Origin of the sequence: Nocardia yamanashiensis (assembly GCF_021183565.1) — a bacterium.
GTDB classification, from domain to species: domain Bacteria; phylum Actinomycetota; class Actinomycetes; order Mycobacteriales; family Mycobacteriaceae; genus Nocardia; species Nocardia yamanashiensis.
Genome location: NZ_CP089226.1, coordinates 5,073,041 through 5,086,458, shown reverse-complemented (window position 1 = coordinate 5,086,458; position 13,418 = coordinate 5,073,041). Strand labels below are relative to the sequence as shown.

General features: G+C 71.3%; 1 protein-coding gene (cut by a window edge). It reads left to right on the top strand.

Features of this window, described 5'->3' with window-relative positions; genetic code table 11:
* A protein-coding gene (locus tag LTV02_RS23880) for a non-ribosomal peptide synthase/polyketide synthase (RefSeq protein ID WP_233033984.1) crosses the window boundary here: on the top strand, window positions 1-13,418 show its 3' portion. It extends 5,854 nt beyond the left edge of the window; the window shows 13,418 of its 19,272 coding nt (coding positions 5,855-19,272); the start codon falls outside the window, past its left edge; the stop codon is at window positions 13,416-13,418.

Here is a 13,418-nt window from a genome sequence, read left to right as displayed (position 1 = left end):
TTGCCGCGTCGCTGGAAGCTGTTGCTTCGTCGGACGTTGCCGCGTCGCTGGAAGCTGTTGCTTCGTCGGACGCTGCCGCGTCGTTGGAAGTCGTTGCTTCGTCGGACAATGCCGCGACTTCGGACGCCGGCTCCTCGGTTGCCGCCGTGACCCCGGCCGCCGCCACGTCGGACGCTGCCACCCCGGAATACGTTCTGGTCGTGGTTGTGCACCACATCAACGGCGACGCGCTGTCGCTACGGCCGCTGATCACCGATCTGATGACCGCGTACCACGCCCGCCTGTCCGGCGCGGCTCCCGCGTGGGAGCCGCTGGCCGTGCAGTACGCCGACTACAGCCTGTGGCAGCGCGAGGTTCTCGGATCCGCAAGCACCCCGGGCGATCTCGCGCATCAGCAGCTCGGCTTCTGGCGCGACACCCTCGCCGGCGCGCCCGCGCAACTGCCGCTGCCCTTCGATCGCCCGCGTCCCGGCCAGCCCAGCAATGCCGGCGCGGCTATCGAATATCTGGTGCCCGCCTCGGTCGCCGACGGACTGCGCGCCGTCGCCCGGGAACACGGCTCCTCCCTGTTCATGGTGGTGCACGCCGCCTTCGCCGCCACCCTGGCCCGGCTCACCGGCTCCGGCGACATCTCCATCGGCACCCCCGTCGGCGGCCGCGGCGAACGCGAACTCGATGCCCTCATCGGCATGTTCGTCAACACCCTGACGCTGCGCACCCGGGTCGACGGCGAACTCTCCTTCACCGATTTCCTGACCGCCGTGCGCGATGCCGATCTGGCCGCCTTCGCCAATGCCGACCTGCCGTTCGAGCAGATCGTCGACGAGCTGGTGACCGATCGCGGCACCGGGGCCTCCCCGCTGTTCCAGGTCATGCTCAGCTTCGGCGAGAGCGCCACCACCGCAATGGAATTGCGCCTGCCCGGCCTGACCGTGCAGCCGGTCCCGCTCACCGATCCGACCGCCAAGTTCGACCTGCAACTGGTGGTCGAGGACGGCGCGGACGGCGAACTGAGCGGCGCCCTGCGCTATGCCACCGAACTGTTCGACCCGGCCACCGCCGGCTCTTTCGTGAGCCGCTGGCATCGCGTGCTGCGCGCCGTCGCCGCCGATCCCGCCGTGCGCCTGGCCGATATCGACCTGTTCGACGACGTGGAACGCGAACGGGTGCTGCACACCTGGAACGCCACCGCCGCCATGGTGGACGCCTCCCACACCCTGCTCACCGGTTTCGAGGCCGCCCTGGCCGCGAATCCGGCCGCGCCCGCCGTCGGTTTCGAAGGCGACTACCTCACCTACGCCGAGTTCTCCGCGCGCGTGCACCGGCTGGCGCGCTACCTGGTGGAAAGCGGCGTCGGCCCGGAAGTGCCCGTCGCACTGGGCATGCGCCGCTCCCTGGACCTGGTGATCGGCATGTACGCGGTGGTCGCGGCGGGCGGCGCGTACGTCCCGCTGGACCCCGATCACCCGATCGAACGCAGCCGCTACATCGTCGAGACCGCCGCTCCCGCCTGCGTGCTCACCTCCGGCGAGGATCTGCCCGATCTCGGCGTCCGCCAGATCCGCATCGACGATCTGGGCGTCGGCGACGGAGCCATGCTGGCCGGCTACTCCGACGCCCCGCTCACCGACGCGGACCGCAATGCGCCGCTGCGGCCCGGGCACACCGCGTACATCATCTTCACCTCCGGTTCGACCGGCCGCCCCAAGGGCGTCGCCGTCAGCCACGCCGCCATCGTCAACCGCCTGGTGTGGATGCAGGCCGAGTACGGTCTCACCGCGGCCGACGCCGTCCTGCAGAAGACCCCCGCCACCTTCGACGTGTCGGTATGGGAGTTCTTCTGGCCGTTGCAGATCGGCGCGCGCCTGGTCGTGGCGCGCCCCGAGGGGCACCGCGACCCGGCCTACCTGGCCGAGCTCATCGTCCGCGACGGCGTGACCGTCGCCCACTTCGTCCCCTCCATGCTCGCGGTATTCGTCGCGGCATTGGACGACGGCGAGCGGCGGGACAGTAGTGCCACCGGTCAGGTTCGGGGCGGCACCGCGCAGATCTCGGATGCCGTCGCGCAGGTCCCGGGTGACGTCGCGCAGGTCCCGGGTGACACTGGGCGGCGATGGCCGTTGCGCCTGGTCTTCGCCTCCGGCGAGGCGCTCCCGGCCGAGCCCGCGCAGCGCCTGCGCCAGCTGACCGGCGCGGAACTGCACAACCTGTACGGCCCGACCGAGGCCGCGGTGGACGTCACCTATCACCGGGTCGCCGACGCCGACTCGAGCGGGGTCCCGATCGGCCGCCCGGTTTTCAATACCCGGGTCTACGTGCTGGATTCGCGGCTGCGCCCGGTGCCCGCGGGTGTGCCCGGCGAGTTGTATCTCGCGGGCTCGCAGCTGGCCACCGGCTATGTCGCCCGCACCGCGCTGACCGCGGATCGCTTCGTGGCCAACCCGTTCGGGGCGAGCGAGCGCATGTACCGAACCGGCGATCTGGTCAAGTGGAACCGCGACGGGGAACTGGAGTACCTGGGCCGCACCGACTTCCAGGTGAAGCTGCGCGGCCTGCGCATCGAACTCGGTGATATCGAGGCGGCGCTGACCGCGCTCGACTCCATCGCCCAGGCCGCCGTGCTGGTGCGCGGCGGGGACAGCGCCGGCGAGGCGCTGGTCGGCTACCTGGTGCCCGCGACCGCGGCCGCCATCGACCTGGATTCGGTGCGCGCGCTGCTGGCCGAACGGCTCCCGGCGTACATGGTGCCCGCCACCTTCGTGATCCTGGACGAGATGCCGCTGTCGGCGAACGGCAAGCTGGATCGCGCCGCGCTGCCCGCGCCCACCTTCGCGGCGGCCGAATTCATCGCTCCCACCGGCGATTCCGAGATTCTCGTCGCCTCGGTGTTCGCGGACCTGCTCGGTCTGGACGCGGTCGGCGCGACCGACAACTTCTTCGTCCGGGGCGGCAACTCGCTCATCGCCACCCAGCTGGTCGCCCGCCTGTCCGAGGCCACCGGCCAGGCCATCCCGCTGCGCACCGTCTTCGACGCCTCCACCGTGCGCGATCTGGCCGCGCGGCTCGCCGAGACCGCGACCGCGACCGCGCTGCCGCCGGTGACGCGGCAGGAACGCGGCGAGATCGTCCCGCTGTCGATCTCCCAGCAGCGCATGTGGTTCCTGAACCGCTTCGACGCCGCGGGCGGCGGCTACAACATGCCGTTCGCGCTGCGCCTGGTCGGTTCCATCAATGTGGACGCGCTGCGGCTCGCGGTCGACGACGTGATCGACCGGCACGAGACCCTGCGCACCCTCTACCCGGAACAGGACGGCGTGGCCCGCCAGGTGGTGCTGCCCGCCGGCACCCGCCTGGTCGATCTGGAACCCCAGCCGGTGCCCGCGGCCGAATTGCTCGCCCTGGCAGCCGGTCTGGCCACCACCGTCTTCGACGTCACCGCCGAGGTGCCGCTGCGCGCCCGGCTGCTGCGCGTGGAGGACGAGCCCAACACCCACGTCCTGCTCATCGTGGTGCACCACATCGCCGCCGACGGCTGGTCGCTGGCCCCGCTGGCCCGCGACCTGGCCCAGGCGTATGTGGCGCGCTGCGCCGACACCGCCCCCAAGTGGCGGGAACTGCCGGTGCAGTACGCGGATTACGCCATCTGGCAGCGCAATACGCTGGGCTCGCCGGACGACGCCGGCTCGGTGCTGGCGCGGCAACTGCGGTTCTGGCAGCAGCGGCTGACCGGCGCGCCCGATGTGCTGGCGCTGCCCACCGATCGCCCGCGTCCCGCCGTCGCCTCCGGCCGCGCCGACGCCCGCACCGCCGTGCTGGACGCCGAATTGCACGCCGCCGTGGTCGATTTCGCGGCCGCGCACCAGGTCACGCCGTTCATGGTGCTGCACACCGCACTGGCCGTGCTGCTGGCGCGCATGTCCGGCACCGCCGACATCGTGGTCGGCACCCCGGTCGCCGGGCGCGGTGATCAGGCGCTGGACGACCTGGTCGGCATGTTCGTCAATACCCTCGCCCTACGCACCGAGGTGGCCCCCGACGCCCGGCTCTCGGACGTGCTGGCCCGGGTCCGCGATGCCGACCTGGCGGCCTTCGACAATGCCGCCGTCCCCTTCGAAATGCTGGTCGACGTACTGAATCCGGTGCGCTCCCAGTCGCATTCGCCGATCTACCAGGTCGGCTTCACCATGCAGAACCTGGCGCAGCCGGAGTTCCACCTGCGCGAGCTGTCCATCAGCGGTCTCGACGCCGGGGTGCTGCCCATCCAGTTCGATCAGGACTGGACGCTGACCGACCGGTACGAGGACGGCGTGCCCGCGGGCATCGACGTCCACCTGCATTACGCCACCGACCTTTTCGACGCCGAGACCAGCGCGGAATTCGTGGTCCGCTACGAGCGGGTGCTGCGCGCCCTGGTCGGGGATCCGCGCGTGACCGTCGCCGACGTGGAACTCATGTCGGTGGCCGAACGCGGACTGCTGCTGTCGGATCGCAATGCCACCGTCCGCGCACTGCCCGAGGAGACCCTCGCGGATCTGCTCGACCGGCGCGCCGCCGCCGACGGTGACGTGGTCGCGGTCGAACTCGACGGCGCGACCATGACCTGGACGGAACTCGCCGAACGCGCGAACCGCCTGGCGCGCTGGCTGATTCGCGAGGGCATCGGCCCGGACGACGTGGTCGGCGTGACCGCCGAACGCAGCCTGGACCTGATCGTCGCGCTGTACGCCATCGTGCACGCGGGCGCGGCCTACGTGCCGGTCGATCCGGCGCATCCGGCCGACCGCATCGCGCACGTGCTCACCACCTCCGACGCCTGGCTGGTGCTGGCCGTCGGCGGAGCCACCGTGCCCAACCTGTACGGGGTGCGCACGGTCGACATCACCGAACTCGACGTCGCCGAGTTCTCGCCCGCGCCGGTCACCGACGCCGAACGGGTGTGCGCGCTGCGCCCGGACAACCTGGCCTACCTGCTGTTCACCTCCGGCTCCACCGGCAAGCCCAAGGGCGTCGGCACCAGCCACCGCGCCATCATGAACCAGCTGCGCTGGCTCGAGCACCGCTACGGGGTGACCGCCGCCGACCGCATCATGCAGCGTGCGCCGCTGTCCTTCGACGTCTCGGTGTGGGAGTGCTTCCTGCCCGCGCTGACCGGTGCGCCGCTGGCCCTGCTGCGGCCGGGCGGGCACCAGGATCTCGACTACCTGGCCGCCCGCATGCGCGAGCACGGCGTCACCATCGCCGAGCACGTGCCGTCCATGCTGGCCGCGCTGGTGGCCGAGGGGCACGGCGACGCGCTGCGCTCGTTCCGGCACCTGCACACCGGCGGCGAGGCGCTGCCCGCCGAACTGCTCGGCGCACTGCGCGCCGAGGTGAGCGGCGCGGTGCACAATGCCTACGGCCCGACCGAAGCCGCCATTTCGGCGATCTACCACGAATTCACCGATGCCGACCCGGATTACGAGGTCGCCATCGGCCTGCCGAACTGGAACACCCGCGCCTACGTGCTCGACGCCCGGCTGCGGCCGGTGCCCACCGGCGTGGTCGGCGAGCTGTACCTGGCCGGTGAGCAGCTGGCCCGCGGTTACACCGATCGCGGCGGGCTCACCGCCGAGCGCTTCGTCGCCGATCCGTTCGGGGTGCCCGGCGCGCGCATGTACCGCACCGGCGACCTGGTGCGCTGGAACCGTGCCGGCGACCTGGTCTACCTGGGCCGCAACGACTTCCAGGTGAAGCTGCGCGGTCAGCGCGTCGAACTCGGCGAGATCGAGGCGGCGCTGCTGGCGGGCAACGGCGTCGCCAATGCCGTGGTGGTGCTCGACCGCGACAGCGCGGGCACCGAATGCCTCGTCGGATACGTCTCCGGCACCGAGGTTTCCGGTGACGCGGTGCTGGCGCACGCGCGTTCGCTGCTGCCGGCCTACATGGTGCCCGCGCACCTGGTGGTGCTGGCCGACATGCCGCGCACCAGCGTCGGCAAGCTCGATCGCGCGGCCCTGCCCAAGGTCGAGTTCACCGCCGCCGCAACGGCTTTCCGTGCACCCCGCGAGGGCGCGGAGGCCATGCTGGCCGGCATGATCGGCGAACTGCTCGGCGGCGCGCCCATCGGCGCGGACGACGACTTCTTCGATCGCGGCGGCAACTCGCTGCTGGCCATGCGGCTGGTGGCGCGCGTCAACGCGGCCTTCGATCGCGACCTCGGCGTGCGGTCCGTCTTCGACGCGCCGACCGTCGCGTCGCTGGCGACGCTGGTCACCGGCTCCTCGGCGCGCACCCTGCCGCCGCTGGTGCCGCAGCCGCGACCGGAGCGAATCCCGTTGTCCGCCGCGCAGACTCGCATCTGGCTGCTCAATCGCCTCGATCCCGAATCGCCCGCCTACAACATGCCGTTCGCGGTGCGGCTCCTCGGCGATCTCGATCTCGACGCCCTGCGCGCCGCGCTCGCCGACGTGATGGCCCGGCACGAAGTGCTGCGCACCGTCTACCCGATGGACGCCGAAGGCGAAGGCCACCAGGTGATCCTGCCCGCGGACACCGTCATCGACCTGCCCATCGAGGCGGTCACCGGCCCGGTCGTCGAGCGCTTCTACGAATTCGCCGCCCGCGGTTTCGACGTCACCACCGAACTGCCGCTGCGCGCCCTGCTGCTGCGCGAATCCGACTCCAGCCACGTGCTGGTGGCGGTCGTGCACCACATCGCGGGCGATGGCGCGTCCACCGATCCGCTGCTGCGCGACGTGGTGCTGGCCTACCTGTCCCGCGCGGCCGGCAGCGCGCCCGGCTGGGAACCGCTGCCGGTGCAGTACGCCGACTACGCGCTGTGGAAGCAGGGCGTGCTGGAGACCGTCGGCGCGGCCGAATTGGATTACTGGCGCACCACTCTCGACGGCCTGCCCGACGAGCTGACCCTGCCCACCGACCGGCCCCGCCCGCTGACGCCGTCCATGCGCGGCGCGGTGGTGCGCGGCCGCATCGGCGGCGGCGTGGCCGAGCGGGTGCGCGAGGTCGCCAAGCGCCACCACGCCACCCCGTTCATGGTGCTGCACGCGGCCCTGTCCACCCTGCTCGCCCGCCTGTCCGGCACCGACGACATCGCCGTCGGCACCGCCGTGGCCGGTCGTGACGAACCGGCGCAGGACGGCCTGGTCGGCATGTTCGTCAATACCCTGGCCCTGCGCACCCGCCCGGCCGCCGACCGCACCTTCGCCGAACTGCTGGCCGAGAGCCGCGCGGTGGACCTGGCCGCCTTCGCGCACGCCACCGTGCCCTTCGAGCAGGTGGTGACGGCGCTCGGGGTGGCGGTCGACCCGTCCCGGCATCCGCTGTTCACGGTCTCGCTCAACTACCTGGACATGGACAACGGCACGCACGCGGTGCCGGGCCTGGTGCTGGAGCCGGTCGAATTCGACGACACCGTCGCCAAATTCGATCTCACCTTCTCCATCGGCGAGGAACCCGACGCCGACGGCAACCTGATGGTGGAGATCGCCTACGCCACCGACCTCTACGACGAGTCCACGGCGCGGGATCTGCTGCGCCGCTTCGGCCGGGTGCTGGGCACCGTGACCGAGGATCCGAGCCGGACCGTCGGCAGCGTCGAGGTGCTGTCGCCGGGGGAGCGGTCGGCGATTCTGGCCCGGCGTGGCCCGGCCGCGCTGCCGCCGCTATCGCTCGCTCAGATCTTCACCGCCGCCGTCGATATCGATCCCGACGCGTCCGCGCTGGTCTATCGCGGCGAGGCAGTGAGCTACGCGGAACTGGATGCCCGCTCCTCGCGGCTGGCCCGCATGCTCATCGAACTCGGCGTCGGCCCGGAAACCTTCGTGGCCCTGTCGATTCCGCGTTCGGTGGAATCGCTGACGGCGGTGTTCGCGGTCGCCAAGTCAGGTGCGGCGTTCCTGCCCGTGGACCCGACCTATCCGGCCGATCGCATCGGCTTCATGCTGTCGGATTCCGCCGCGCCCGTGGGCATCACGATCGCCGAGTACGTCGACCGGCTGCCCGCCGACACCTGCCGCTGGATCGTGCTGGACGATCCGGCGACGGTGGAGCGGCTGGCGGCGCTGTCCGGCGTGCGGATCACGCCCGCCGAACTGACGCGCCCCTGGCATGTCGACAATGCCGCCTGGATGGTCTACACCTCCGGCTCCACCGGCCTGCCCAAGGGCGTGGTGGTCGGGAACGCGGGCATCATCGGCATCGCCGAAGTACAGCAGGTGCATTCGCCGATCGGCGCGAACGCTCGTGTGCTGCACCGTACTTCGCCGAGTTTCGACGCCAACCTCATGGAGATCCTCTGGGCCATTCCGGTCGGCGCGACGCTGATCGTGGCGCCGGTGGACACCATCGGCGGCGCGGCCATGACGGGGCTCATCGAGTCCGAGGGCGTCACGCACGGCATCTTCACCCCGGCCGTGCTCAACACCCTCGATCCGGAAACCCTGCGCGGGCTGACGCATCTCATCGTCGGCGGTGAGGGCTTCGGCCAGGATCTGGTGGACCGCTGGGGCGGCACTCGCGAGTTCGCCAACGGCTACGGTCCGACCGAGGTCACCATCGTCAGCCATCAGAGTCATTCGCTGCGGCCCAACGGCCGGGTGGTGCTCGGCGAACCCGTGGACGGCATGTCGGAGCTGGTGCTCGACGCCCGGTTGCGGCCGGTGCCGGACGGGGCCGTCGGCGAGCTGTACATGCGCGGTCCGGGCCTGGCGCGCGGCTACCACGGCCGGCCCGGGCTGAGCGCGAGCCGGTTCGTGGCCGACCCGTACGGCGAGCCCGGCGGGCGGCTGTATCGCACCGGCGACCTGGTGCGCTGGGTGCGCAACCCCATCGCCGGGCTGACCGAGCCGACCCTCGAATACCTGGGCCGCACCGACGATCAGGTGAAGGTGCGCGGCCTGCGCATCGAGCTGGGTGAGATCGACTCCGCGCTGAAGGCGCACCCGAGCGTCGATTTCGCGGTCACCGTCGGCCACACCGGCCGCAGCGGGGACGTCTCGCTGGTCTCCTACGTGGTGCCCGCCGCCGGCGCGGTGATCGACGAGGACGAGCTGCGGGCCTTCGTGGGCCGCTCGCTCATCGCCTACATGGTGCCCGCGGTGATCATGGTCATCGACGCCATTCCGCTCAACCCGATGTCCAAGCTGGACCGGAAGGCGTTGCCGGAGCCGGTGTTCCGCACCGCCGAGTTCCGGGCCCCGGAGACCGCGATCGAGACGGCGGTGGCCGAGACCATCGCCGAACTGCTCGGCGCGGAACGCGTCGGCCTCGACGACGACTTCTTCGCCCTCGGCGGCAATTCGCTGAGCGCGGTGAAGCTCTCGGCCCGGCTCTCGGCCCGCCTCGGCGTCGAGATCGCCATGCGGACGGTGTTCGAACAGCCGACGGTCGCCGGGCTGGCGGCCACCGTGGACGCCGGCGCGGTGCTGTTCGCCGCCGCGCCGCCGCTGGTGCCGCGCACCGGGGACGGTCCCGTGCCGCTGTCGCTCGCGCAGCAGCGCATGTGGTTCCTGAACCGGTTCGACGGCGAATCCTCGGCCTACAACATGCCGGTGGCCATCCGGCTCACCGGCGCGCTGGACATCCCGGCGCTGGAGGCGGCCATGGCGGACCTGCTGGAGCGGCACGAGGTGCTGCGCACGGTGTATCCGCTCACCGAATCCGGTCCGGTGCAGGTCATCCTGCCCGCGTCGGAAGTCGCACTGCCGTCGCTCACCCCGGTCGCCGTGGAGCCCGCCGAATTGTTCGGCGTCCTCACCGATTTCGTCTCCGCCGGTTTCGACGTGACCGCGGCGGTGCCGATCCGCGGCCGCCTGTTCGCGCCGATCGGCAGCCCCGACGAGTACGTGCTGGTGGTGGTCGTGCACCACATCGCCGGTGACGGCGCGTCCATGGCCCCGCTGGCCCGCGACGTCATGCTCGCCTACGCGGCCCGGCACGCCGGGCACGCCCCGGAGTGGACGCCGCTGCCGGTGCAGTACGCCGATTACGCGCTGTGGCAGCGCGAACGCCTGGGCAGCGAGGACGATCCGCGTTCGCTGCTGTCCCGCCAGCTCGGCTTCTGGACCGAGGCGCTGGCCGGCCTGCCCGATCAGCTCGAGCTGCCCGCCGACCGGCCTCGTCCGGCGGTGCTGTCCACAGCGGGCGGCGCGGTCGAATTCGATCTCGACGCCGATCTGCACAACCGCCTGGTCACCCTCGGACGCGACCGTGGCGCAACGCTTTTCATGGTCATGCACGCGGCCTGGGCGTTGCTGCTGTCCCGTCTGTCGGGCACTGACGACATCGCCGTCGGCACCCCGGTCGCCGGGCGCGGCGAGGACGCCCTGGACGATCTCGTCGGCATGTTCGTCAACACCCTGGTGCTGCGCGCCAAGGTGGACCCGGCCGCCGGTTTCGACACCCTGCTGGCCGATGTCCGCGCCGCCGACCTGGCCGCGCTCTCGAACGCCGACGTCCCCTTCGAGCGCCTGGTCGAAGCCCTCGACCCGGTCCGCTCCACCGCCCGCCACCCGCTCTTCCAGGTCGGCTTCTCCTTCAACAACACCGAGACCGCCGAGCTGGAACTCGACGGATTGCGAGTCGGCGCAGCCGATTTCGAGACCACCATCTCCCAGTTCGACCTGCACCTGGTGCTGGTGGACCGCTATACCGCAGGCGGCGCCCCCGACGGCATCTCCGCACAGCTCACCTACGCCACCGCCCTCTACGACGAGGCGACCGCGGCCGGCTTCGCCGAACGCCTCCGCCGCCTGCTGAACGCCATCGTGGTGGAACCGGCGCGGCCGGTCGGCTCGTACGAACTCCTCGCCACGGCCGAACGCAACCGAATCCTCCGATCCTGGAACAACACCGCACACCCGGTGGACGCCACCGCAACCCTCCCCGCCCTACTGACAACCACCCTGGCAACCGCCAACCCGACCCGCATCGCCTTGGTCGGCGGTGAGTCGCGGGTCGAGGTGTCCTATGGGGAACTCGGTGAGCGCGTGTATCGGCTTGCGCGGCATTTGATTTCGCTCGGGGTCGGGCCGGAGTCGCGGGTGGCGCTGGCCATGCGGCGGTCGGTGGATCTGGTGGTGGCGATGTACGCGGTGTCGGTCGCGGGCGGCGCGTATGTGCCGGTGGATCCGGATCAGCCTGCCGAGCGCATCGAATACATTCTGGACACGGCGGATCCGGTCACGGTGCTGACCTCCGGAGCCGATCTGCCGCTGGACATCGCACAGGTGCGGATCGATCTGCTGGATCTCATCAGCTACCCGGACGATCCGGTCACCGACGCGGATCGGCGCGCGCCGCTGCGGCCGGAGCACACCGCGTATGTCATCTTCACGTCGGGTTCGACCGGCCGCCCCAAGGGCGTGGCCGTGCCGCACGCGGCCATCGTCAACCAATTGCAGTGGAAGACCGCGGAATTCGCGCTCAGCGCGGATGACACGATCCTGCTCAAGACCGCCGCCACCTTCGACCTGTCGGTGTGGGAGTTCTGGTCGGCGGCGGTGTGCGGCGGACGACTGGTCATCGCGGCGCCCGACGGGCATCGCGATCCGGACTACCTGGGCGAGCTCATGATCCGCGAAGGCGTCACCACGCTGCACGCGGTGCCGTCCATGCTGGACGCCCTGCTCACCACCGGGGCCGATCGTCCCGGCTCGCCGCTGCTGCGGGTGCTGGCCATCGGTGAAGCCCTGCCGGGTGCGCTGGCGCAGCGCTTCCGGGCGGCGCATCCGGCGGCGGAGCTGTACAACCTGTACGGCCCGACCGAGGCCGCGGTGTCCATCACCAATCACCGGGTCACCGACGCGGATCGGCTCGCCGTGCCGATCGGCGCGCCCGAGTGGAACAGCCGGGTCTACGTGCTGGACGCGCGGTTGCGGCCGGTGCCCGCCGGGGTCTCCGGCGAGCTGTACCTGTCCGGTGCGCAGCTGGCGCGCGGCTACTTCGAGCGTCCCGACCTGACCGCGGATCGCTTCGTGGCCAACCCCTTCGAACCGGGGCAGCGCATGTACCGCACCGGCGACCTGGTGGCCTGGCGTGCGGACGGCGAGCTGGAGTACCGGGGCCGCACCGACTTCCAGGTGAAGATCCGCGGGTTCCGAATCGAACTCGGCGAGATCGAAGCGGCGCTGCTGGCCCAGCCGGGCGTGGAACGCGTTGCGGTGCTGGCCAAGCCGGACGGGCACGGCGGGGATCGGCTGGTGGCCTACCTGGTCGGGGCGGATCTCGATCCGGCCCGGTTGCGCTCGGCGCTGTCGGACCGGCTGCCGTCCTACATGGTGCCCGCGGCCTACGTGGCGCTCGACGAGCTCCCGCTCAACGCCAACGGCAAACTGGATCGCGACGCGTTGCCCGAACCGGTGTTCGCGCCCCGCGAGTTCCGCGCTCCGGCAACCGAACTGGAGATCATCGTGTGCGCGGCCTTCGCCACGGTGCTGGATCAGGAACGGATCGGGCTCGACGACAACTTCTTCGAGCTCGGCGGCAACTCGCTGATCGCCGTGCGGCTGGTCGCGGAACTGAGCGCCGCGCTCGGGCAGCAGATCCCGGTGGTGGTGCTGTTCACCGCGCCCACCCCCGCCGATCTGGTGACCGAATTGCAGCGCACCGCAGGCGCTCTCGACGCGAGCGCGGCCTTCGAGGTACTGCTCCCGCTGCGGCCCTACGGCTCCGGCGCCCCGCTGTTCTGCATCCACCCGATCGGCGGCGTGGCCTGGTCCTTCGCGGGCCTGGCCGCCGGCCTGGACGGCGACCGCCCGATCTACGGCCTGCAATCGCCCACCCTGGGATCGGCTGCGGCACTGCCGGATTCCATCGAATCCTGGGCGCGGCGCTACATCGAGGAGATCCGCAAGGTCCAGCCCGAGGGCCCGTACCACCTGCTGGGCTGGTCCCTCGGCGGCGTCATCGCGCACGCCGTGGCCGTCCAGTTGCAGGAGCAGGGCCAGCAGGTCGCGACCCTGGCCATGCTGGACAGCTCCCTGGACGTGGACGCGGCCGAGACCGAATCGGCGGTCCTGCCCGTGGCGGAGCTGCTGGGCGGCCTGCTCCCGGACGCCGCCGAACTCGATCCGGCGCAACTGGATCCGGCGGCCCTGGCCGAGCGCCTGTCCGCGCTGCCGGAACCGTTCGCCTCCATGGGCGTGGACCGGGTCACCCGCATCATCGATTCGGGCGTCGCGTCGCTGGGCCTCATCGCGGCCTACCAGCCGCGCCGCTTCAAGGGTGATCTGCTGTATTTCGCCGCCGCGCTGGACGATCCGAGCTCCACCGTCGGCGTCTCGAGCTGGCGGCAGGCCATCGACGGCATGGTGCACAGCCACGCCGTCCCGGCCACCCATTGGCAGATGACCGCGCCGGAATCCCTGGCCCAGATCACCCGGGTGCTGAATGCGCTGCGCCGGCGGGAGGAACTGCGCTAG